The sequence below is a fragment of the Aneurinibacillus sp. XH2 genome (genome assembly GCF_001439585.2).
In the GTDB taxonomy this organism is placed as follows: Bacteria; Bacillota; Bacilli; order Aneurinibacillales; family Aneurinibacillaceae; genus Aneurinibacillus; species Aneurinibacillus thermoaerophilus.
On the sequence record NZ_CP014140.1, the window covers coordinates 1,381,603 to 1,404,194 of the forward strand.

22 protein-coding genes are annotated in these 22,592 nt (G+C 49.0%); 21 read left to right on the forward strand and 1 reads right to left on the reverse strand.

All coding sequences use genetic code 11. The features are described from left to right. The first annotated feature begins 64 nt into the window (after positions 1-64). The 3 genes from spoIIGA to sigG all read left to right on the forward strand — a co-directional run bounded on the left by spoIIGA (position 65) and on the right by sigG (position 2,626). The gene (gene spoIIGA / locus ACH33_RS06765; RefSeq protein ID WP_057898317.1) at positions 65-991 is read left to right on the forward strand and encodes a sigma-E processing peptidase SpoIIGA; all 927 of its coding nucleotides are present in this window, start codon (positions 65-67) and stop codon (positions 989-991) included. 19 nt (positions 992-1,010) lie between these two features. Further along, positions 1,011-1,733: an RNA polymerase sporulation sigma factor SigE gene (gene sigE, locus ACH33_RS06770; protein ID WP_057898318.1), complete on the forward strand. Its 723-nt coding sequence runs from the start codon at positions 1,011-1,013 to the stop codon at positions 1,731-1,733. Positions 1,734-1,849: 116 nt separating this feature from the next. After that, positions 1,850-2,626 carry an RNA polymerase sporulation sigma factor SigG gene (gene sigG / locus ACH33_RS06775; RefSeq protein WP_057898319.1) on the forward strand — a complete coding sequence of 259 codons (777 nt, stop codon included), beginning with the start codon at positions 1,850-1,852 and terminating at the stop codon, positions 2,624-2,626. 68 nt (positions 2,627-2,694) lie between these two features. On the opposite strand, the gene ACH33_RS06780 is transcribed toward sigG, so the two are convergent. Next, positions 2,695-3,480 carry a basic amino acid ABC transporter substrate-binding protein gene (locus ACH33_RS06780; RefSeq protein ID WP_057898320.1) on the reverse strand — a complete coding sequence of 262 codons (786 nt, stop codon included), beginning with the start codon at positions 3,478-3,480 and terminating at the stop codon, positions 2,695-2,697. Positions 3,481-3,733: 253 nt separating this feature from the next. Here ACH33_RS06780 and ACH33_RS06785 point away from each other — a divergent pair, with 253 nt between their 5' ends. The 18 genes from ACH33_RS06785 (at position 3,734) to pyrF (ending at position 22,584) form a co-directional block, all read left to right on the forward strand. Next, positions 3,734-4,024, forward strand: a complete 291-nt coding sequence (locus ACH33_RS06785) for a YlmC/YmxH family sporulation protein (RefSeq protein WP_057898321.1) — start codon at positions 3,734-3,736, stop codon at positions 4,022-4,024. A 66-nt stretch (positions 4,025-4,090) separates the two neighbouring features. Beyond that, a complete protein-coding gene (gene pgeF / locus ACH33_RS06790; protein ID WP_057898322.1) occupies positions 4,091-4,921 on the forward strand; it encodes a peptidoglycan editing factor PgeF in 831 nt (276 codons plus the stop codon). Between the two features lie 9 nt (positions 4,922-4,930). Continuing rightward, positions 4,931-5,623, forward strand: a complete 693-nt coding sequence (locus ACH33_RS06795; RefSeq protein WP_281423684.1) for a YggS family pyridoxal phosphate-dependent enzyme — start codon at positions 4,931-4,933, stop codon at positions 5,621-5,623. A 28-nt stretch (positions 5,624-5,651) separates the two neighbouring features. After that, positions 5,652-6,089, forward strand: coding sequence for a cell division protein SepF (locus tag ACH33_RS06800; RefSeq protein ID WP_057898323.1), 438 nt, complete (start codon positions 5,652-5,654; stop codon positions 6,087-6,089). 18 nt (positions 6,090-6,107) lie between these two features. Next, positions 6,108-6,371, forward strand: coding sequence for a YggT family protein (locus tag ACH33_RS06805; protein WP_057898324.1), 264 nt, complete (start codon positions 6,108-6,110; stop codon positions 6,369-6,371). Positions 6,372-6,375: 4 nt separating this feature from the next. Continuing rightward, on the forward strand, positions 6,376-7,149 hold the full coding sequence (locus ACH33_RS06810) for a YlmH family RNA-binding protein (protein ID WP_057898325.1): 774 nt from the start codon (positions 6,376-6,378) through the stop codon (positions 7,147-7,149). Between the two features lie 41 nt (positions 7,150-7,190). Next, positions 7,191-7,685, forward strand: a complete 495-nt coding sequence (locus ACH33_RS06815) for a DivIVA domain-containing protein (RefSeq protein ID WP_057898326.1) — start codon at positions 7,191-7,193, stop codon at positions 7,683-7,685. Between the two features lie 165 nt (positions 7,686-7,850). After that, on the forward strand, positions 7,851-10,622 hold the full coding sequence (gene ileS / locus ACH33_RS06820; protein WP_057898327.1) for an isoleucine--tRNA ligase: 2,772 nt from the start codon (positions 7,851-7,853) through the stop codon (positions 10,620-10,622). A gap of 18 nt (positions 10,623-10,640) precedes the next feature. Next, positions 10,641-11,108 carry a signal peptidase II gene (lspA, locus tag ACH33_RS06825; protein WP_057900278.1) on the forward strand — a complete coding sequence of 156 codons (468 nt, stop codon included), beginning with the start codon at positions 10,641-10,643 and terminating at the stop codon, positions 11,106-11,108. Next, complete coding sequence (locus ACH33_RS06830; protein ID WP_057900279.1) at positions 11,101-12,045, forward strand: RluA family pseudouridine synthase; 945 nt, start codon at positions 11,101-11,103, stop codon at positions 12,043-12,045. Before lspA ends, ACH33_RS06830 begins: the two co-directional genes overlap by 8 nt. Positions 12,046-12,319: 274 nt before the next feature. Further along, the gene (gene pyrR / locus ACH33_RS06835) at positions 12,320-12,877 is read left to right on the forward strand and encodes a bifunctional pyr operon transcriptional regulator/uracil phosphoribosyltransferase PyrR (protein WP_057898328.1); all 558 of its coding nucleotides are present in this window, start codon (positions 12,320-12,322) and stop codon (positions 12,875-12,877) included. 72 nt (positions 12,878-12,949) lie between these two features. Then, positions 12,950-14,320, forward strand: coding sequence for a uracil-xanthine permease family protein (locus tag ACH33_RS06840; protein ID WP_057898329.1), 1,371 nt, complete (start codon positions 12,950-12,952; stop codon positions 14,318-14,320). Positions 14,321-14,530: 210 nt separating this feature from the next. Next, complete coding sequence (locus ACH33_RS06845) at positions 14,531-15,829, forward strand: dihydroorotase (RefSeq protein WP_057898330.1); 1,299 nt, start codon at positions 14,531-14,533, stop codon at positions 15,827-15,829. Then, on the forward strand, positions 15,829-16,932 hold the full coding sequence (locus ACH33_RS06850) for a carbamoyl phosphate synthase small subunit (RefSeq protein WP_057898331.1): 1,104 nt from the start codon (positions 15,829-15,831) through the stop codon (positions 16,930-16,932). The genes ACH33_RS06845 and ACH33_RS06850 overlap by 1 nt, the downstream gene beginning before the upstream one ends. After that, the gene (gene carB, locus ACH33_RS06855) at positions 16,916-20,149 is read left to right on the forward strand and encodes a carbamoyl-phosphate synthase large subunit (RefSeq protein ID WP_057898332.1); all 3,234 of its coding nucleotides are present in this window, start codon (positions 16,916-16,918) and stop codon (positions 20,147-20,149) included. Before ACH33_RS06850 ends, carB begins: the two co-directional genes overlap by 17 nt. Further along, positions 20,142-20,939 carry a dihydroorotate dehydrogenase electron transfer subunit gene (locus ACH33_RS06860; protein WP_057898333.1) on the forward strand — a complete coding sequence of 266 codons (798 nt, stop codon included), beginning with the start codon at positions 20,142-20,144 and terminating at the stop codon, positions 20,937-20,939. The genes carB and ACH33_RS06860 overlap by 8 nt, the downstream gene beginning before the upstream one ends. Beyond that, a complete protein-coding gene (locus tag ACH33_RS06865; RefSeq protein WP_057898334.1) occupies positions 20,936-21,868 on the forward strand; it encodes a dihydroorotate dehydrogenase in 933 nt (310 codons plus the stop codon). Before ACH33_RS06860 ends, ACH33_RS06865 begins: the two co-directional genes overlap by 4 nt. After that, complete coding sequence (gene pyrF / locus ACH33_RS06870; protein WP_057898335.1) at positions 21,865-22,584, forward strand: orotidine-5'-phosphate decarboxylase; 720 nt, start codon at positions 21,865-21,867, stop codon at positions 22,582-22,584. Before ACH33_RS06865 ends, pyrF begins: the two co-directional genes overlap by 4 nt. Positions 22,585-22,592: the final 8 nt, after the last annotated feature.

Genomic DNA, 22,592 nt, shown 5'->3' on the forward strand with positions numbered 1-22,592 from the left:
ATGCCATCTTTTTCTATGTGATAATAAGAACACGAGAAAATGGGAGAGGAGGTTCAGAACGAATGTGACGGTGTATGCCGACATGGTATTTGTTATCAATATGGTTATTGATTATATGTTGTTGTTTTTAACCGGTCATATTTGTCGTCAGCCTCTTCGAAAACGCAGGTTGTTACTCGCTTCCGCCGTTGGCGCCGCGTATACGGTTTTTTTGTTTTTTCCGCCCTTATCCTTCGCGTTTACTTTTCTTGCGAAATTTATTTTTTCTTGCATTATGATTTTGCTTGCGTTCCGCTGGACGAGAATATGGACTACGCTTCGTCTTCTTGGTGCCTTTTACGCTGTTTCCTTTTTTATCGGCGGTGGGCTCATGGCTACCCACACTATGCTGGAATCCAAGAGTGAAGTCGTAAATGGGATCGTATTGACGCATACAGGCTCTGCTGGAACGAATCCGACATTTCTATTTATTGCTTTTGGTTTTCCAATTTTTTGGTGGTGTACACGTCACGGGTATTATAGCGTGAAAGCCAACCGGCAGGTTGATGTGCAGCACGTCTGTCTTGAAGTGGATGTGTTTGGTCACACGGTTCGCTGCCGCGGCTTTATTGATACAGGCAACCAATTGCATGATCCGTTGTCACGCATCCCCGTCACTATTATGGAAGCCGAATTGTGGAAAGAGGTATTGCCGGATGGAATTTTGCGGCAGATATATTGTGAAGAAATAGATATTGCAAGCGCCGTGCCTGACGGAGAGGAAAAGTGGTTAGAAAGAATGAGATTTATCCCGTACTGTACGGTATCCAGCAAAGCAAGTTTTCTTATTGCTATTCGTCCGGACGAAGTGCGGGTATATGCGGGTAACAAAACATATCGTTTACGCCGGATGTTGATTGGTTTGCGAGCTTCCCCGTTATCTGCGGATGGAAGCTATCAGGCGGTAGTACATCCAAAAGCGACGGCAGAAAAGGATGAGCTCGCTTCCTAACGATAAAAGGAGGGATACAATGATTGCAAAGCTACGCTTGCTAGTACAATTGTGGTGGTACCGATTCCTTATTAGCATTGGCGCGAAAACCGAAGAAGTTCATTATATCGGCGGCAGTGAAGCGCTCCCGCCTCCGTTAAACCGTGAGGAAGAAGACTATTTGCTAAGCCGTTTACACACCGGGGATCCAGCTGTTCGCTCCATCTTGATTGAACGAAATTTGCGACTTGTTGTATATATTGCCCGCAAGTTTGAGAATACGGGCATTAATATCGAAGATTTGGTTAGTATCGGAACCATTGGCTTGATTAAAGCTGTTAATACGTTTGATCCGGAAAAGAAAATTAAGCTTGCAACATACGCATCCCGCTGCATTGAAAACGAAATTCTTATGTTCTTGCGTCGTAATAGCAAAGTTAAATCGGAAGTGTCTTTTGATGAGCCACTTAATATTGACTGGGATGGGAACGAATTGCTGCTGTCCGATGTACTAGGCACAGAGAACGATATTATTTACCGTGATCTGGAAGAACAAGTGGACAAAAATCTTCTGTATAAAGCGCTTGATAAACTGTCGGAACGCGAGCGTATTATTATGGAAATGCGTTTTGGGTTAAATGGGGAAGAAGAAAAAACGCAAAAAGACGTAGCCGATATTCTCGGCATTTCACAATCTTACATTTCCCGCCTTGAAAAGCGCATTATTAAACGGCTTAAGAAAGAGTTTAACAAAATGCTATAATAACCGCATGAATTGCGTGATAATTCGAAAGCGAATGTATCATGTCGATGCTGCATAATTTTTCCCTTCGCGGAGATACTTATCAGTAACGCTGGCTCCATTAGGAGGGAAAATACGTGACACGCAACAAGGTAGAAATCTGCGGAGTGGACACATCCAAGCTTCCTGTGCTAACTAACGCACAAATGCGGGAATTGTTTGTCCAACTGCAAAATGGAGATTATGCAGCAAGAGAGCAACTAGTGAATGGCAACTTGCGCTTAGTGTTAAGTGTAATCCAGCGCTTTAACAATCGCGGAGAATACGTGGATGACTTGTTTCAGGTGGGCTGCATTGGGCTGATGAAAGCCATAGACAATTTCGATTTGAGCCAGAACGTCAAGTTTTCTACGTATGCTGTCCCGATGATTATTGGGGAAATCCGCAGGTACCTTAGGGATAACAATCCCATCCGCGTCTCCCGCTCATTGCGAGATATTGCGTATAAAGCGTTGCAAGTAAGGGATGCGCTAACGAATAAAAATTCCCGTGAACCTACTATTATGGAAATCTCGGAAGAATTAAACGTTCCGAAGGAAGATGTAGTGTTTGCTCTGGATGCAATTCAGGATCCAGTCTCGTTGTTTGAACCGATTTATCAGGACGGTGGTGACCCGATTTTTGTTATGGATCAAATCGGCGACGAGCGAAATAGGGATAGCCAGTGGACAGAAGAGATCGCGTTGCGGGAGGCGATGCAGCGGCTCACGGAAAGAGAAAAATTGATTCTTTCTATGCGCTTTTTTGAAGGAAAAACCCAGATGGAAGTTGCCGAAGAAATCGGCATTTCCCAGGCGCAAGTATCGAGGCTGGAGAAGGCCGCCATATCGCAGATGTATAAGCACGTACAGTGAAGAAGTGAATAGTGGATCAATAACAGAAACGGACGCGTTGTACCGCGTCCGTTTTTCAATTATTACTTTTATTTTTTGAAATACTTGTTGTAGATTTGGTCGAACTCGCCGCTTTCCTTTATAGCGGCAAGACCTTTGTTCAGCTTATCCAGCAATTCTTTGTTCCCTTTTTTCACTGCGATGCCGTACTGTTCTTGTTTGGCTGAAGTGTCTTCAATAATGTTCACATCGTCAAGCTTTAGCTTTTCCATGAATTTTTTCACAACCGCGTTGTCGGCAACAACCACGTCAATGCGGCCGTTCCTCATATCTTCAATCGCGCCCGCTACCTCTTCGTAGCCTTTTAAGCCGCTATAACCTTTTCCGAGTTTTTCTTCCACAAGGAGTTGACCTGTTGTACCGGATTGAACGCCGATTTTCTTGCCTTTCAGGTCAGCTACCGTTTTCACAGCCGGCGCGTTCTTTTTAACGAGAATCCCTTGTTCTGCTGTAAAGTAAGGGGTTGTAAAGTCAAACACTTTTTTGCGATCATCGGTAATGGTAATACCGGCGATGGCGATGTCAACGGAACCGTTTTTAAGACCGGCCATCATCGGATCCCAGCCCGTATGCTTTACTTCGATCTCCATGTTTTGCGCTTTGGCGATCGCTTTAATCAAATCAATATCAAATCCTTCCGGCTCTCCGGTCGGAGACATTGATTCAAACGGAGGGAACGCAGCATCCGTTGCTACTATGAGCTTCTTTTTTTCTGCCCCTGCCGCATTTCCCCCATTGCTTTCCTTGCTGCCACAAGCTGCAAGTCCAAACGCGAGCAAGCAGGCGATAAGTGTGAATAAAAACTTTTTCCCCATTGTGTATAGACCTCCTATATTTTTGTACATAATGTGCATTTCCTCATTTAGACTATAGAACGATGTTGCAATTTCAAACGGATTTATACAAAATGTTTATTCATAAGGTAACATGAATAAGTATACGAGCATAATACGTTATTGGCAAGTGCTTTGAAGATAAAAAATACTTTTAGGACATTTACTAAATCTCGTACATATACTGGTTATATAAACCGAGAAGCCGGGCGCTGCAAAGCGAGGTGAACAAATAATGGTAAAAATTTCAGAATTTCAGGAGAAAGATGTGGTAAACATATTAGATGGAAAAAATCTCGGCCAGGTGATCGATTTGGAAATTAACCTACAAGCGGGGCGCGTCGAGGCAATTGTTGTCCCGGGCAAAGGGAACGGAAAGTTTTTCGGGTTGTTTGGCGGAGGAGAAGAAATTACAATTCCGTGGCGCAACATCGTAAAAATCGGGAAAGATGTAATTCTTGTCCGGCTGGATGATGGGGTGGCACTTATGAAACAGGGTATGGACGAAGGCTCGTACCGTTCATAAATCCGTATTCTTTCTTTTCTTATAAGAACGGGAATGGTAAGATTCTTATTGTGAGGAGGGAAGAGGATGGAGCCATTCGTCATGCAGGAGAAGGGGCTTATGCTCCGCCTTACGGGATGGGAAAGCAAGTGGCCGCAGCTTGTGGCCGGCTTTTCCACGAGGAACGGCGGCGTAAGTAGGAGAGAATATGAAAGTCTGAATTGTGGGTTGCACGTTGGAGATACAGTGGAGCATGTCATTCAAAATAGACGAAAACTTGTTGAAGCAAACGGTTTTTCTTTTGCTTCTTGGACGTGCGCAGAACAAGTACACGGAAGCAATATTCGCGTGATAACGGACGATGATGTAGGCGCGGGCAGAATGGCGCACAGCGACGCGATTGCAGAAACGGATGGTCTGCTGACCGATAAGCGAAACGTGTTTCTTGCTTCGTTTTACGCCGATTGTGTGCCGCTTTTCTTTTATGCACCAAAAGCAAAAGCGCAAGTGATTGGTGTGGCGCATGCGGGCTGGCGCGGAACGGTCGCGCGTATCGGTCCGAAAATGGTTGAGACAATGCGGAAAATATGGGCGATTGGTCCGGAGAATATATACGCAGCAATCGGGCCGTCTATCGGTGCCTGCTGCTACGAAGTGAATGATATAGTGGCCGATGAGATTAAAAATGTGCTTGGTGCAAAAGCCTTTCGTGTATTGACAGAGACGCGCGAAGGAAAGTATATGTTAAATTTGCAGGAAACGAATCGAATTTTGCTTGAAAGAGCAGGAATTTTGCCATCTCATATCGAAGTGAGTCATTTATGTACAAGTTGCCGAAGCGATGTATTTTATTCCTATAGGAAAGAAAAAGGAAAAACGGGCCGGATGACGGCTTTTATCGCATTGAAAGAGGGGTAAGGGAAGACATTGTCATATATTGCGGAAAATTTACGACGGGTACAAGCAATGATTGAAGCCAGCTGCGAACGTGTGGGGCGTAAACCGTCCGAAGTGCAAATTGTAGCGGTCACGAAATATGTGTCTTTGGAGACGACGCGTGCGGCTATTTCGGCCGGCATCCATCATATTGGGGAAAGCCGGACACAGGATGCCGTGCCGAAGTGGCAGGCAATCGGCACGGAAGCAGCCACCTGGCATTTTATCGGTCATTTACAGACCAATAAGGTGAAAGACATGGTTGGCCGGTTTACATATGTGCACTCCTTGGATCGTTTTTCGCTCGCTAAAGAATTAAATAAGCGCGGAGCGCAACACGACGTAGTGACAAAATGCATGGTGCAAGTAAATGTTTCCGGTGAAGAGACGAAACATGGGCTTGCGCCGCAAGAGGTACCTGATTTTCTTGCGGCTATTCAGGACATGCCGCACATTGAAGCATGTGGATTTATGACGATGGCCCCATATGTCGAAAATCCTGAGGAAACAAGGTGGATTTTCCGGGAGCTGCGTCAGTTGCGCGATCGGATGCGGAAACAGTATGCACATATGCCGCTGCATCATTTAAGCATGGGAATGTCCAACGATTACCATATCGCTGTCGAGGAAGGAGCGACCTTTATCCGTTTGGGGTCCACGCTGGTCGGCGACGAACGAAATTGAAATTATTTAGGTAAGGAGAGCGATGAACATGGGCGTCGTTAGCAAGATTAAGGAGTTTTTCGGGCTTGGGGGCGAGGCAGAAGTGTATGAAGAAATTATCGATGAGGCGGAGGAGTATGAAGAGGAAGAGGCGTATGTAAAGCCGCGCAAAAACCGCCAGATGAATAACGTCGTCAGCCTGCACGCCGTAAAAGAGCAGGCGCCCCGTGTCATGCTGGTTGAACCGAAATCTTATGAAGAAGTACAGGAGATTGCGGATCACCTATGCTCCAGACGCGCCGTTGTCATCAATTTGCAGCGTGTACCGGGCGAACAGGCAAAGCGGATTATCGACTTTTTAAGCGGTACGGTGTACGCTATTAACGGCAGCATTCAACGGGTTGGACACAAGACGTTTTTGTGCTTACCTGAACATATGGAAGTACAAGGAAATATTACGGAAATGATATATGATGATAGAGGTTAAAGTAGTCGAGGTGAGGAAATGGCGCAAATTATCAGCCTGATCCATTTTGGATTCAATGTATACTATTATATGATTATTATTTATATTGTAATGTCTTGGATTCCCCAGGTACGCGAAACATCTTTTGGTGAAATGTTGGGACGGCTAGTGGAGCCGTATCTGCAAATTTTCCGCCGCTTTATCCCGCCGCTTGGCATGATTGACATTTCGCCGATTGTGGCGCTGTTTGCGCTATATTTCGCCCAGATCGGGCTTATCAGCATCCTGATGTCGCTGGTGTAACTAGATGAGCATATACCAGCACTTTCGGCGGGATGAGCATCCGTTCGTGGAGCGGGTGCTGGAATGGACCGAGCGCGTTCGCGCTCGGTATCAGGTGCTCCGCACCGATTTTCTTGATCCGCGTCAAGCATTTATTGCGAGATCGATTGCGAACCGAGAAGCGGGCGTATATTTTGAAACATATGGCGGATACGAAAAGGCGGAGCGAGTAAGAGGCCTTTTTTACCCTGAATATGTGGAACCATCGCGGGAAGAGTTTGGGTTAGCCCTGCTTCAGGTCAAAGGGACAAATCGTTTTTTGACGCTGGAACATCGGGATTATTTAGGCGCTCTGATTGGGTTAGGTATAAAGCGGGAAAAATTTGGAGATATACTTGTTCATACTGATGGCGCACAGCTTTTGGTGGCGGAAGAAATTGCTGGTTACGTGCGTTTATATATGAATCAGGTTCACCGTGTTCGTGTAACAGTGGAGGAGGTTCCACTTGAGGGGATTTCTGTACCTGAGCAGTCGTTTCATCCGTTGTCGTTTACCGTACAATCCCCCCGACTGGATGCGGTAGTTGGAGATGTATACCGCTTGTCCCGGGCCAAAGTGGTCGCTCCGATCCAAAACGGACGGGTGAAGGTGAATTTTCGTGAAATAAACGATCCGTCTTTTTATCTGGAAGAAGGGGACATTGTTTCGTTTAAAGGTTTTGGCCGCTTTAAAGTAACTTCTATTGGCGGAGAAACAAAAAAAGGCCGCATTAAAATGGAAGTTGTTGTATTTGACTGATTCTATGTTTTGCTTTTTAGATTTATGGGAGGTGCACTGTCGTGTCGCTTACACCACTGGATATTCATAATAAGGAATTCAGCCGCGTGTTTCGCGGGTATGACGAAGACCAAGTCAATGAATTTCTTGATCAAATTATCAAAGAGTTTGATATTTTGCTAAAGGAAAAACGCCAGCTTGAAGAGCGCGTGGCTACGTTGAACGAGAGGTTGTCCCAGTTCTCCAACATCGAAGAGACGCTCAAAAAATCGCTCGTTATGGCTCAGGAAGCGGCGGACGAGCTGAAGGCAAACGCGCGCAAAGAAGCGCAGCTCATTATTAAAGAAGCGGAAAAGAACGCAGATCGCTTGATTAACGAGGCGTTGGCGAAGTCCCGCAAGCTTGTTTCCGAAATCGATGAGCTAAAGCGTCGCGCTTCCGTATATCGCATGCGTTTCCGCTCCATCTTGGAAGCGCAGCTTGAAATGCTGGACAACGGCGATTGGGAAGACTTCGAAAAAATTGAAGAAGACCTTGCGAAAAATATGACAGAATAAGCAGCAACATGTGAAAACTCTGTCGGTTGACGTTAGGGCATTGATTGGTCTATAATTCTTAGAATATACCAGATTTTTACGAGGGATAGCGTAGCCTTCTCGTCCCGTTTGCATGGGCTGGGAAGGCTATTTTGCGATGATTATACTGTAGGAGATGAAACGAGGATGGATTACAGTAAAACATTGAAGCTTCCAAAAACCGATTTCCCGATGCGGGGAAACCTGCCAACACGCGAACCTGAAATGCAGGCATGGTGGGAAGAAAACAAAATGTATGAGAAAGTGCAGGCACGCACCAAAGGCCGGCCTAAGTTTATCCTACATGACGGACCGCCGTACGCGAATGGTGATATCCATATCGGACACGCATTGAATAAAGTGCTGAAAGACTTTATTGTGCGCTCGAAATCGATGCTGGGATTTGACGCACCGTATGTGCCGGGCTGGGACACGCATGGACTGCCGATTGAGCATGCCATTATCAAAAACGAGAAAATTGATCGGCATAAAGTGGGCGTCGTCGAGTTCCGTGAGCGTTGCGCCGAGTACGCGTACAAGTACGTGGATAAGCAGAAAGAACAGTTCAAACGTCTCGGTGTGCGCGGCGACTGGGACAACCCGTATATTACGCTGAAGCCAGAATATGAGGCCCGCCAGATTAAAATCTTTGGTGAAATGGCGAAAAAGGGCTATATTTATAAAGGATTAAAAGCCGTATATTGGTCTCCGTCTTCGGAAACGGCGCTGGCGGAAGCGGAAATCGAATACAAGGACAAACGCTCTGCATCCATTTATGTCGCGTTTTCTGTGACGGACGGCAAGGGCAAACTGGCAGAAGGCGATAAAGTCGTTATCTGGACAACCACACCGTGGACGATTCCGGCTAACCTGGCAATTGCGGTTCATCCAGAACTGGAATATTCGCTTGTGAAAGTAGGAGCCGACAAGTTTCTCGTCGCATCCGGACTGCTTGAAAATGTAGCGCAGACGATCGGTTGGGAACAGTACGAGGTGACCGCTACATACAAAGGAGCGGAGCTGGAAGGCGTCGTATGTCGCCATCCGTTCTATGATCGCACATCACCAGTGCTGTTAGGTGAACACGTTACGCTCGATGCTGGTACAGGCTGCGTTCATACCGCGCCCGGCCACGGGGAAGACGACTTTATGCTTGGCCAGAAGTATGGGCTAGATGTACTCTGCCCTGTGGACGAAAAAGGGATGATGACCAAAGAAGCGCCGGGATTCGAAGGCGTATTCTACGATGATGCCAATAAGCTGGTTACTGAGAAGTTAAAAGAAGCGGGTGCGCTGCTTCATATGGGCTTTATTACTCACTCGTATCCGCACGACTGGCGTTCCAAACAGCCGGTTATTTTCCGGGCGACCGAGCAATGGTTTGCGTCCATTGACGGGTTCCGCGAGCAGATGCTTCAGGCGATTAAAGATGTGAAATGGATACCGCATTGGGGCGAGCAGCGTTTGCATAATATGATCGCGGACCGCAGTGACTGGTGTATCTCCCGCCAGCGTGTCTGGGGCGTGCCGATTCCGATTTTTTACTGCCGCGATTGTAATGAGCCGCTGGTGAATGACGATACGATTCATCATATTTCCGAACTGTTCCGTAAGGAAGGTTCTTCCGTTTGGTTCGCAAAAGATGTAGAAGAGTTGATGCCGGAAGGCACCGTTTGCCCGAAATGCGGCGGCAAGCACTTCCGTAAAGAAACAGACATTATGGACGTATGGTTTGACTCAGGTTCTAGCCACGAAGCAGTGTTGCGCGAACGGGAAGAACTGGTGTGGCCGGCGGACTTGTATCTGGAAGGTTCTGACCAGTACCGCGGCTGGTTTAACTCGTCTTTGTCCACCGCTGTGGCTGTGTATGGACGGGCACCATACAAAGCGGTATTGAGCCATGGTTTTACGCTGGACGGCGAGGGACGGAAAATGTCCAAATCGCTCGGGAACGTGATTGTGCCGCAGAAGATTATGGATCAGTTGGGCGCAGACATTCTCCGTCTGTGGGTTGCTTCTGTAGACTATCAGGCGGACGTGCGCATTTCGGACGCTATTCTCAAACAAATTGCCGAAGCGTACCGTAAAATCCGCAACACATTCCGTTTTCTGCTTGGTAACTTGGAAGGCTTCGATCCGGCCGCAGACCGTGTGCCTTATGAACAACTGGAAGAGCTTGACCGTTATATGATAGCTAAAACCCAGAAGGTCATCGAAAAAGTGCGTAAAGCGTATGAGGAGTATCAATTCCATACGGTATACCATGTGATTCACAACTTCTGCTCGATCGAGCTAAGTTCCTTCTATCTGGATATCTCGAAAGACCGCTTGTACGCGGACGGGGAGAAATCGCTTCGCCGGCGCTCCGCGCAAACTGTGATGTATGACATTCTGCTGGCTCTTGTGCGTCTTGTAGCACCGATTATCCCGCATACGGCGGACGAAGTGTGGAAGTACATTCCGGGAACTGACGCGGAAAGCGTACAGCTGACCGATATGCCGGAAGCGCGGAGTGAAAGGAGCGATGAGGCGCTGGAAGCGAAGTGGGATCGCCTTGTGGAAATTCGTGATGAAGTGCTGAAGGCTCTTGAAGAGGCACGTCGCGAGAAAGTCATCGGTCAATCGCTGGCTGCATCCGTCGCGATTTATCCAGGCGAAGAGGTGGAAAAAGCGCTTAAAGGCGCGGACGAGCATTTGAAAGAACTGTTCATTGTATCGCATGTGACGCTTCACTCCTCTTCCGAAGTGGCCCCGGAAAATGCTGTGCAGCTGGAAGGTCTCGCGGTTGTCGTAACGCCTGCGGAAGGCGAAAAATGCGAGCGTTGCTGGGTGATTACGCCGGAAGTAGGACATGATGCTGACCATCCAACGCTGTGCGTACGCTGTGCAACGGTAGTTAAACAGGAAGTAAACGCATAACCGGGAGGAAGGCTGTTGATTTATTATTATGTGATTGCGCTGCTGGTTTTTCTTGTTGATCGCTTCACGAAATGGCTGGTTGTAACTTATATGGAAATCGGCCAGTCTATCCCCCTGTGGGAGGGTGTGTTTCATCTTACTTCGCACCGGAACAAAGGGGCAGCGTTTGGTATCCTTCAAAACCAGCGCGCCTTTTTTATCATCATTACCCTGGTTGTCATTGTCGGGATCGTGTGGTATTTGCGGAAAATGGTGAAAGAAAGCACGCTTGTTTCCTGGGCGCTGGCGCTTATTTTGGGCGGCGCGGCCGGCAACTTTTATGACCGGTTGCTGACCGGGGAGGTTGTGGATTTCTTTGATTTTACATTGATTCATTTTCCGATTTTTAATGTTGCCGATTCAGTGATTGTGATTGGGGTAGGTCTGTTTATGATAGACGCGCTGCGGGAGCTACTTATGAATGAACGGGGTAAAACGTATGAATAACGAAGAACGTTATGAACGGCATGATTGGATTATCGAGCCGGAGGATGCAGGCGAGCGCGTAGATAAATTTTTGGCTTCTGTGCAGGATGATTGGTCTCGCAGCCAATTGCAGGGCTGGATTAAAGACGGATTGCTTTTCGTTAATGGAAAGTCGGTCAAAGGAAATTATCGGTTACAGGAAGATGATGAAGTCGTACTGCACGTGCCGCCGGCAAGAGAATTGAACATTGAGCCGGAAAACATTCCGCTGGATATTGTGTACGAAGACAGCGATGTCATTGTGGTAAATAAGCCGCGTGGGCTGGTCGTACATCCGGCACCGGGTCATTACTCCGGCACGCTGGTAAACGCGCTGCTTTACCATTGCCAAGATTTATCCGGCATTAATGGGGTACTTCGTCCCGGAATCGTACACCGGATCGACAAAGATACATCCGGCTTACTGATGGTGGCAAAAAATGATAAAGCGCACGAATCGCTGGCGCGTCAACTGAAAGATCACACGGTGACGCGCCGCTACGTAGCGCTCGTGCACGGTGTGATTTCGCACGATAAAGGAACCATTGATGCGCCCATTGGCCGTGATCCGAAAAATCGCCAGCAAATGGCGGTTGTATTTGAGTATAGCAAGCCGGCGGTTTCGCATTTCGTCGTGCTGGAGCGTTTTAAAGAGCATACGCTTGTCGAATTGAAACTGGAGACCGGGCGCACGCACCAGATTCGTGTGCATATGAAATACATTGGCCATCCGTTGGTCGGCGATCCAAAGTACGGACCCAAGAGCTTCTTTAAGATTGAGGGGCAAGCGTTGCACGCGAAAACGCTCGGATTTACTCATCCTTCGACCGGAGAGTACCTAGAATTTCATGCTGCATTGCCGGATGATATGGAACAAATTTTGAAGCGCTTAAGATTTGGAGCGTTTATGGAGCAGTGAAAAATCCACGAGTTTACCTTATTTCTAAAAAGTAGTTGACATACTCCCGTTTTCGTGTCATACTTCTTTTAACTACAAAGGAACCTTTAAATCAGTCCTGTGAGGCTGGCAAGGAGAACGAATAGGTTTGGCATAGGGATGGGGAGTTGTGCGCTCACTCATTCTTTGTCGAGCACAAAAAAGCTTTCTGCCGCCCGCAGAAAGCTTTTTTTGTGTCGGGGTTTTATTTTATGGATAAAATAAAGGTACGTTTGTGAAGGAGAGAAGCGTGACAATGACGAGCGAATGGAAAGAAAAAAACGTGCTTCTAGATGAGGCTGCGATGCGGCGGGCGTTGACCCGTATCGCCCATGAAATTATCGAGCGCAACAAAGGTATAGAAAATTGTGTGTTGGTTGGCATTCGCACGCGTGGGATTTATCTGGCGAGGCGGCTTGCAGCCCGTATTCAGCAAATCGAAGGCCAGACGATCCCGGTCGGTGAGCTGGATATCACGCTGTATCGCGATGACCTTACGCATAAACAAGAACAGCCGACGATCAGAGGCAGCAAGATTGAGGTTGATATTACTGGTAAAAAAGTCATCCTCGTAGATGATGTGTTGTTTACAGGCCGGACGGTACGGGCAGCGCTGGACGCGTTGATGGATATTGGAAGACCGCAAATGATTCAACTGGCCGTGTTAGTCGACAGAGGACATCGCGAACTTCCTATCCGCCCGGACTATGTGGGAAAAAACGTGCCGACATCGAAGGAAGAGATTATCGTTGTTGAACTGGCTGAAATTGATAACCGCGAATGCGTAACGATTCGTGAAAAATTTAAAAAGTAACAGAGCACAGAAAAAAGAACAGTGACCTTTAACTCAGCTCCGTGAGGCTGATAAGGAAGGAGAAGAAATTCAATGATAAAAAAGGATTATGTTGATGTGCATGAGATACCGGCGCTGCAAAAAGTAGTTCCGCTAAGCTTGCAGCACCTGTTTGCGATGTTTGGCTCAACCGTTCTGGTGCCCCTTTTGACCGGGCTTGACGTATCGGTGGCGCTTCTTACGAGCGGAATTGGAACGCTTCTGTTCCTGCTCATTACTAAAGGCAAGCTGCCGAACTATCTTGGTTCCTCGTTCGCGTTTATTGGCCCAATTCTTACGGTAAGCCACAGTCACGGTGTCGGCACTGCAATGCTCGGCTGCTTTATGGCCGGTCTCGTATATTTAATTGTGGCAGCCATTGTCAAATGGACGGGCGTTCATTGGCTCAATCGTTTGTTGCCGCCTGTTGTTATTGCATCGATTATCGTTGTAATTGGCCTTAGCGTATCCGGCGTGGCGGTTGGCTGGGCGCTAAATGACCCGCTAAGCGATCCGGCGAAGCCGGCCTACTCCCTCGGAGCGGTGGAAGTGGCGTTTGTTACGCTGGCGGCTACGGTTGTGGCGACGATTTTCTTCCGCGGATTTTTATCGGTGCTCCCGGTGTTAACCGGAATGATCGTCGGCTATGCGTACGCGGCGGTTCGCCATCCAGAATGGATTGATTTTGCGAAAATCAAGGAAACGCCCTGGTTTATTAGCCCAGGCATGTGGGTGAACGAGCATTTCATAACAGGTCAGGTATTGGACGCATTTGCTTCTCCGGGCGCCTTGCTGGCCGCGCTCGTAATCGCACCGGTGGCGTTTGTCACGCTGGCTGAGCACATTGGCCACCTGCTCGTAACAGCCAACATTATGAACCGTGATTTGATGCGCGACCCGGGCTTGCACCGCTCGCTTGCGGGAGATGGGGTAGCGGTGATAGTCGCATCGTTCCTTGGTGGACCACCGAGCACAACCTACGGCGAAAACATGGGCGTTCTTGCGTTAACTAAAGTATACAGCCGCGTGGTTATTGCCGGAGCCGCCTGCTTTGCTATCCTGTTCGCGTTCATTGGAAAAATCGGCGCGTTCCTGATGACGATTCCGAAACCGGTATTAGGCGGTGTAACGATTGTATTGTTCGGCATTATCGCGGCGCAGGGGATGCGAATGTATGTAGAGCACAACATCGATTTCTCCCATAAGCGGAATATGGTTATCTCGGCCATTGTGCTCGTAACCGGAATCGGAGGATTTAAAATGGACTTCCATGAAGTAACATTTAGCACCTTCATCGCGAACCTTACGATCGACAACATTGCAATGGCAACGTTCCTTGGTATTTTCCTGCATGCGGTGTTGCCCGGCAAAGAGGTCGCTTTTGGGAAAACAAAAGAGGGACAATTGCATAAACAGGCATCATAATCATCCTTTAAAACAGTCCTGTGAGTCTGGTAAGGATGCCATGATGTATACTGCATATGGAGAAAAGGCTTCGTGCCCGGCTTCAGACCGGACACTTAGAGAAACCGGGCCTCGCTTCTCAGTGTGTATATAACAAGGCTTCTTACCAAGAAAAATGGGTAAGAAGCTTTTTTTATAAATCAAATTTGATTCTAGGGCAGGAGGAGAACAATGGGTACCATTTTATGCAACGGTCAAATACTTGTAGATGGAAAGCTAGTAAAGAAAGATATTCTTATCGAAGGAACGAACGTGTCACGAATTGCCGACAGCATAGAGGAAGCAGGTCACGAAGTGTTAGATGCGGCGGGTAAACTGATTGTCCCCGGTTTTATAGATATGCATGTACATTTGCGGGAACCGGGTTTTGAAGCAAAAGAAACCATTGCTACCGGAACAGCGTCCGCGGCGCGAGGCGGTTTCACGACCGTTGCTTGCATGCCGAACACGCGTCCCGTGATTGACACTCCCGAGACGGTTCGGTTGATTCTGCAGAAAGCAAAAGAGGAAGGAAGCGCCAGGGTGCTGCCGATGGGGGCGATTACTGTTCGTGAACTGGGCCAAGAATTGACAGATATGGCCGCGTTGAAAGAAGCAGGGGTTATCGCAGTGTCAGACGATGGTGTAGGCGTACAATCCAGCAAAATGATGAAAGATGCGATGAAAGTAGCTACCTCCCTTGGGCTGCCGGTTGTGGCACATTGTGAGGATGATAGTCTTGTGGAAGGCGGCTGCGTGCATGAGGGTGTGTTCAGTGAAAAGCATGGTTTGAAAGGCATTCCATCTGAGGCGGAGTCGATTCATGTCGGACGTGATATCTTGCTGGCAGAGGCGACGGGGGCACACTACCATGTATGCCATATCAGCACAGCCGAATCAGTGCGGCTTGTTCGTGAGGCGAAACAGCGGGGCGTGCGCGTAACCGCGGAAGTTTGCCCGCACCATTTGCTGCTGTGCGACGAGGATATTCCAGGTCCGGATGCTAACTACAAGATGAACCCGCCGCTTCGTTCACGACGTGACCGTCAAGCGTTGCTCCAAGGATTAAAGGACGGCACGATTGACATGATTGTAACGGATCACGCACCACATACAGCAGAGGAAAAAGGGCGTGGCATTGAACTGGCACCGTTCGGCATCGTTGGCTTGGAGACTGCATTCCCGCTTTTATATACGAAGCTAGTATTGACAGGCGAATTTACCTTACAGGAAATTGTGGATCGGATGACCCGCGTTCCTGCGGAAGTATTTAACCTGCCGTGGGGTGCGCTGGAGGAAGGCAAGAGCGCCGATATTGCGGTAATTGACTTAGAAACGGAAAAAGAAGTGAATCCGGAAACATTCGCGAGCAAAGGGCGCAATACACCGTTTACTGGCTGGAAGTTAAAAGGTTGGCCGGTGCTGACCATGCTAGAAGGCCGTATCGTGTGGCAAGCGGAAGAGATGAACAGCGAAGGAGCGAGACAATAATGAAAAAACAAGCAAGACTTGTATTGGAAGATGGAACAGTATTTACTGGCAAATCGTTTGGGGCACAGGGAGAATCGCTGGGCGAGGTCGTCTTTAACACCGGAATCACCGGCTATCAGGAAGTGCTGTCAGACCCATCGTATTGCGGGCAAATCGTGACAATGACATATCCTTTAATCGGAAATTATGGCATAAACCGCGATGATTTTGAAACGATGAGGCCGTTCGTGCATGGTTTCGTTGTCCGGGAGCACTGCGAGGTTCCCAGCAATTGGCGCAGCGAGCAAACAGTTGATTCGCTGCTGAAAGAATACAATATTCCGGGCATCGCAGAAGTCGATACGCGCAAGTTAACTCGTATTATCCGCCAGCATGGCACGCTGAAAGGGCTCATTACTACCTCGGATGAGCCGGTAGAATCCTTATTGGAGAAGCTAAAAGCGCCGCTGATGGAAGACCAGGTGGCCCGCGTATCTACCAAAAATATGTTTGCTGCACCAGGACGTGGTTCTAAAATCGTGCTTGTAGATTTCGGAGCCAAATACGGTATTTTACGCGAGCTGATCAAACGGGGCTGCGACGTTATCGTGGTGCCGTATAATGTGACCGCAGACGAAATCCGCCGCATTCGTCCGGATGGTATTATGCTGTCCAATGGACCGGGAGATCCGAAAAACGTTCCGAAAGCGATTCGCATGATTCAGGAGATTCTGGGTGAATATCCGCTGTTCGGCATCTGTCTCGGCCATCAACTGCTCGCGCTGGCGTGCGGCGCTGATACGCATAAAATGAAGTTTGGCCATCGCGGCGGCAACCACCCGGTGAAAGAGTTAGCGACCGGACGCACCTATATTACGTCCCAAAACCATGGCTATGCGGTTAGCAAGGAATCATTGACAGACACTGATTTGGAAATTAGTCACATCGCGCTCAATGACGGTACGGTAGAAGGCCTTACACATAAAAAATATCCGGCATTTTCCGTACAGTACCATCCGGAAGCTGCGCCAGGACCATACGATTCCGATTATCTGTTTGACCGTTTCTTAGAGCAAGTTGCCAAATTCACAAAGGAGGAGAAGAATTATGCCGCGACTCGATAACATCAAGAAAATTCTTGTAATTGGATCAGGCCCTATTGTCATCGGCCAGGCCGCTGAATTTGACTATGCCGGAACGCAGGCTTGTCAGGCGCTGAAAGAAGAGGGATTTGAAGTCATTCTGGTCAACAGCAACCCGGCCACCATTATGACTGACACGAACATGGCGGACAAAGTCTATATCGAACCACTGACGAAAGGCTTTCTCGCGCGCATTATCCGTCAGGAGAAGCCGGACGGTCTACTTGCCACGCTCGGCGGACAAACCGGCCTGAATCTCGCCATGGAACTGCATGAAGCAGGCATTTTAGAAGAGGAAAATGTAACGCTTTTAGGCACGAATCTTGAAGCGATCAAGAAAGCGGAAGACCGGGAACAGTTCCGCGCCCTGATGCAGGAGATCGGCGAACCGGTTCCACCGAGCGATATCATTCATACAGTGGAGGAGGCGCTTGCGTTTGCCGAGGAAATCGGCTATCCGATTATTGTGCGTCCGGCCTATACGCTCGGCGGAACCGGTGGCGGCATTGCATCCAATGAGGAAGAATTGCGCGAAATCGTAGCAAGCGGTCTAAAATACAGCCCGATTCACCAGTGTCTTGTCGAAAAAAGCATTGCCGGTTTTAAGGAAATTGAGTACGAAGTCATGCGCGACGCGAATGACAATGCGATTGTCGTATGTAACATGGAAAACGTTGATCCGGTTGGGATCCATACCGGCGACAGTATCGTTGTAGCACCGAGCCAAACCCTTTCGGATCGCGAGTATCATATGCTGCGTTCTGCGTCCCTCAAGATCATCCGCGCTTTGAATATTCAGGGAGGCTGTAATGTACAGCTGGCGCTCGATCCGGACAGCTTCCAATATTACGTTATTGAAGTCAATCCGCGCGTAAGCCGTTCTTCTGCACTGGCATCCAAAGCGACCGGTTATCCGATTGCGAAAATGGCTGCCAAAATCGCGGTTGGTTACACGCTTGATGAACTGAAAAATCCGGTGACTCAGCAAACTTACGCTTGCTTTGAACCCACGCTCGACTATATCGTAACAAAAATTCCGCGCTGGCCATTCGATAAGTTTACTTCGGCCAACCGGAAACTGGGCACACAGATGAAGGCAACAGGCGAAGTTATGGCGATTGGGCGCACGTTTGAAGAATCGCTCCACAAAGCCGTGCGTTCGCTCGAGATTGGCTTGCACAGCCTGGATTTGCCAGAGGCGAAAGAGCTTAGTCAAGAAGAACTGGAGCGCCGCCTTATAAAGGCAGACGACGAGCGTTTGTTCCTCGTTATGGAAGGTTTGCGCCGCGGTATAACCGAACAGAAAATTCATGAATGGACGAAAATCGATCCCTTCTTCTTGGCGAAGTTCAAAAATATTGTGCGCTTTGAAACAGAAATGGCAGAAGCGGCAAAAGAAGGCGCGCTTAGTTCCGACATGCTGCGCCAGGCGAAGCGCATGGGCTTTACTGATCGCCGCATTGCGGAAGTAACCGGTATTCCGGTTGCGGACATTGAAGCAAAACGCAAAGAAGCAGGCATCGTGCCTGTATATAAAATGGTTGATACCTGCGCGGCCGAATTTGAAGCGGCCACACCGTACTACTATTCTACATATGAAGAGGAAGACGAACGCGTCGATTCAGGCAAACCGCGCGTAATCGTACTCGGCTCCGGCCCGATCCGCATCGGACAGGGAATTGAGTTTGACTACTCAACCGTTCACGCTGTATGGGCGCTCAAAGAAATGGGCTATGAAGCCGTGATTATTAATAACAATCCGGAAACGGTATCGACTGACTTCAGCACATCTGATCGTCTGTATTTTGAGCCACTCTATATTGAGGACGTGCTGCACATTATTGAAAAAGAAAAGCCGGAAGGCGTCATTGTGCAGTTCGGCGGGCAGACTGCGATTAATTTGGCAGCAGGACTGGAAAAAGCAGGTGTAAAAATTCTCGGTACCGACCTTGCCAGCATTGATGCGGCGGAAGACCGCGAAAAGTTTGAAAAGCTGTTGCGTTCGCTGGACATCGCGCAGCCGCCGGGTCAAACGGTAACATCCATCGAAGCGGCTGTCGAAGCAGCGGCATCTCTCGGTTATCCGGTGCTTGTTCGTCCGTCATACGTGCTGGGCGGCCGAGCAATGGAGATTGTGTACAATGAGCAGGAATTGTTGACATATATGCGCGAAGCCGTAAAAGTGAATCCCGAACACCCGGTGCTTGTGGATACGTATTTGATGGGGGCAGAAGTAGAAGTAGATGCTATTAGCGACGGCGAAAACGTGTTAATTCCGGGAATTATGGAACATATCGAGCGGGCCGGCGTCCATTCTGGCGACTCGATTGCCGTATACCCGACGCAGACCATTTCACAGTCGCTAAAAGACGAATTAGTCGATATGACGACTCGCATCGCGCGCGGTTTGCATATCAAAGGGCTGTTGAACATTCAGTTTGTTATCCATAAAAACAAAGCGTACGTGCTGGAAGTAAACCCGCGTTCTTCCCGTACCGTACCGTTCTTGAGCAAAATCACAAACATTCCGATGGCGAACATTGCAACCAAAGTGATTCTCGGGGCTACCATTCCGGAATTGGGCTATGAGCCTGGCTATCAAAAAGAAACGGAACACGTATCCGTAAAAGTGCCGGTGTTCTCGTTCGCTAAGCTGCGTCGCGTTGACACGACGCTCGGACCGGAAATGAAGTCTACGGGCGAAGTCATGGGCCGCGACAAAACGCTGGCCAAAGCGCTTTACAAAGGTTTGCTTGCATCCGGCATGAGCATTCCGACACACGGCTCACTCCTAGTGACCATTGCCGATAAAGACAAGGAAGAAGCGAAAGACCTTATCAAAGGCTTTAACCGACTCGGATTTAAGCTGCTGGCGACAGAGGGAACGGCCAAATTCCTTGAAGCGGAGGGCATGCGCGTAACCCGCGTTCGCAAGGTGAATGAGGCTTCGCCAAATATGCTCGATATCATCCGCAAAGGTGAAGCAAGCTTCGTCATTAACACGTTGACGAAAGGCAAAACGCCGGAGCGGGACGGGTTCCGCATCCGCCGCGAATCAGTGGAGAATGGCGTCGTATGTTTGACATCGCTTGACACTGCACGCGCCCTTCTGAAAGTGCTTGAAGCGATTACGTTTACAGCGGAATCCATGCCAGGATTTGAAGCGCCGCAGTCGAAGGAGGCATACGTGCATGGATAAAGGCGTGCTGAGCGTTGTGTCCAATGAACAGATAGCAGAGCGGATTTTTCGTATGGAAGTGGAAGGGGAATTGGCGGGCCGCATGACGCGGCCTGGCCAGTTCGTTCACGTAAAATGCGGCGCTGGCATCGATCCGCTGCTGCGCCGTCCTATCAGTATTTGCAATGTGGACACGGACAAAAAGAGACTGACGATGATTTACCGGGTGGAAGGGCACGGCACGCGTGTATTGAGCGAATACGTGCCTGGACAGCCGCTTGACATTCTTGGGCCATTGGGCGAAGGGTTTCCTGTGGAAGGACGTCAAGCGGGCGAGCATGCGCTTTTGGTTGGCGGCGGTATCGGGGTTCCTCCGCTTTATTATCTTGGCAAACAGCTGAAACAACGCGGCGTACGCATTACGTCCGTCATCGGTTTTGGCACTGCTTCGCAGGTATTTTTAGAAAGGGAGTTGGCGGAACTGGGCGATGTGCATGTCGTTACGATTGACGGTACGGCAGGAGTCCAAGGGCTCGTTACAGATGTGCTGACAGGTGAATATGGTTTGGGTATGAGTGATTGGGACGTGCTGTACTCGTGCGGACCGCTTCCCATGTTGCGTGCATTGCAGGATAAATACCAGCCAGCTGGCAAGGAAGGTTACATTTCGCTTGAACAGCGGATGGGGTGCGGTGTCGGTGCGTGTCTCGCGTGCGTATGCCCGGTACAGGAACAAGGAGAAGGCAGGAAATACCGCAAAATCTGTTCCGATGGCCCGGTCTTTCCGCTTGGGGAGGTGCGGTTGTCATGACAGCTTCGAGAACGAACCGTTTAGCGGTTACCATTGCGGGCATTCACATGAAAAACCCGGTTATGCCAGCGTCCGGTTGCTTTGGCTTTGGCCGCGAATATGCGCAGTTTTATGATTTGAATCGGCTTGGCGCAATCGCTGTTAAGGCTACGACTGTAGAAGAGCGCCAAGGTAACCCGACGCCGCGTGTGGCAGAAACGCCGGGCGGTATGCTGAATGCAATCGGCTTACAAAACCCAGGATTGGAAGATGTCATTGCGCATGAGTTGCCGTGGCTGGAACAGTTTACAGAGCTGCCTGTCATTGTCAATGTCGCAGGCACGGTAATCGAAGACTATGTGCAGGTGGCGGAAAGGGTAAGCGAAGTTCCAAATGTAGCAGGAATTGAGCTAAACATTTCCTGCCCGAACGTGAAATGTGGCGGGATTACATTCGGTACAGACCCGGACATTGCCGCACAGCTTACGGCGGCGATTAAGAAAGTAAGCAAAGTTCCTGTATTTGTTAAGCTATCGCCGAATGTGACAGATGTGGTGACGATTGCGAAGGCGGTGGAAGCGGCTGGCGCGGATGGGTTAAGTATGATTAACACGCTGCTTGGCATGCGTATTGACCTAAAAACCCGCCGACCTGTTCTAGCCAACGGCTCCGGCGGATTGTCTGGCCCGGCGATTAAGCCGGTAGCGATTCGCATGATTTACGAAGTAAGCCAGCAGGTAAAGATCCCGATTATCGGTATGGGGGGCATTCAATCGGCGGATGATGTGATTGAGTTCTTCATGGCGGGCGCGTCGGCTGTTGCGGTCGGTACGGCAAACTTCGTCGATCCGTATATTTGCCCGACGATCATTGATGAACTAGAAAGGAAGCTGGACGAATTCGACGTGGGGTCGATTTCTGAATTAACGGGAGCGGGGTGGAAACGATGAATAGCAGGAACGGACGGATTATGGTGGCGCTTGATTTTCCGAGTGCCGCAGAAGCGAATGGCTGCTTGCAGTCGCTTGCAGGTACAGGTGTATATGTAAAAATTGGCATGCAGCTTTATTATGCGGAAGGTCCGGACTATGTACGGCAAATCAAAGAAAAAGGCCATTCCGTGTTTCTTGATATAAAGGTGCATGATATTCCAAACACGGCTAAAGGCGCGATGCAAAGCGTTGTGGGACTTGGTGTGGATATGGTGAACGTGCATGTGGCAGGGGGCCGCAAAATGATGGAAGCAGCCCGGGAAGGATTGGAAAAAGGAACGCCGGCAGGAAAGAAGCGGCCCTTGCTTATTGGTGTTACCCAACTAACAAGCACAACGGAGCAAATGATGAATAATGAGGTAGGGATTGCCGGTACGGTGGAAGACTGTGTCGTGCGCTATGCACGGCTGGCTCAGGAGGCAGGATTGGATGGGGTAGTGGCTTCCCCGAAGGAAGTACCGTTGATTAAGGAGGCGTGCGGCCCATCTTTTCTGACTGTAACTCCGGGAATCCGTCCTAAGGGTACGGACGCAGGGGATCAACACCGGATTACGACTCCGGAAGAAGCTTTTCGTCTTGGGTCTGATTATATCGTCATTGGTCGGGCAATTACGCAGGCGCAGGATCCGAAGCAGGCGCTATTCAATATTTTAGAAACAGTCAACAGACAGTAAACAGGGAG

Bases quoted from the DNA above. Each gene is read 5' to 3' on its own strand.
- ACH33_RS06845 (WP_057898330.1), top strand. From the start codon at position 14,531: ATGGGTACCATTTTATGCAACGGTCAAATACTTGTAGATGGAAAGCTA.
- ACH33_RS06830 (WP_057900279.1), top strand. From the start codon at position 11,101: ATGAATAACGAAGAACGTTATGAACGGCATGATTGGATTATCGAGCCG.
- ACH33_RS06850 (WP_057898331.1), top strand. From the start codon at position 15,829: ATGAAAAAACAAGCAAGACTTGTATTGGAAGATGGAACAGTATTTACT.
- ileS (WP_057898327.1), top strand. From the start codon at position 7,851: ATGGATTACAGTAAAACATTGAAGCTTCCAAAAACCGATTTCCCGATG.
- ACH33_RS06860 (WP_057898333.1), top strand. From the start codon at position 20,142: ATGGATAAAGGCGTGCTGAGCGTTGTGTCCAATGAACAGATAGCAGAG.
- pyrF (WP_057898335.1), top strand. From the start codon at position 21,865: ATGAATAGCAGGAACGGACGGATTATGGTGGCGCTTGATTTTCCGAGT.
- pgeF (WP_057898322.1), top strand. From the start codon at position 4,091: ATGGAGCCATTCGTCATGCAGGAGAAGGGGCTTATGCTCCGCCTTACG.
- ACH33_RS06840 (WP_057898329.1), top strand. From the start codon at position 12,950: ATGATAAAAAAGGATTATGTTGATGTGCATGAGATACCGGCGCTGCAA.
- ACH33_RS06810 (WP_057898325.1), top strand. From the start codon at position 6,376: ATGAGCATATACCAGCACTTTCGGCGGGATGAGCATCCGTTCGTGGAG.
- ACH33_RS06865 (WP_057898334.1), top strand. From the start codon at position 20,936: ATGACAGCTTCGAGAACGAACCGTTTAGCGGTTACCATTGCGGGCATT.
- pyrR (WP_057898328.1), top strand. From the start codon at position 12,320: ATGACGAGCGAATGGAAAGAAAAAAACGTGCTTCTAGATGAGGCTGCG.
- ACH33_RS06785 (WP_057898321.1), top strand. From the start codon at position 3,734: ATGGTAAAAATTTCAGAATTTCAGGAGAAAGATGTGGTAAACATATTA.
- sigE (WP_057898318.1), top strand. From the start codon at position 1,011: ATGATTGCAAAGCTACGCTTGCTAGTACAATTGTGGTGGTACCGATTC.
- ACH33_RS06800 (WP_057898323.1), top strand. From the start codon at position 5,652: ATGGGCGTCGTTAGCAAGATTAAGGAGTTTTTCGGGCTTGGGGGCGAG.
- ACH33_RS06780 (WP_057898320.1), bottom strand. From the start codon at position 3,480: ATGGGGAAAAAGTTTTTATTCACACTTATCGCCTGCTTGCTCGCGTTT.
- carB (WP_057898332.1), top strand. From the start codon at position 16,916: ATGCCGCGACTCGATAACATCAAGAAAATTCTTGTAATTGGATCAGGC.
- ACH33_RS06805 (WP_057898324.1), top strand. From the start codon at position 6,108: ATGGCGCAAATTATCAGCCTGATCCATTTTGGATTCAATGTATACTAT.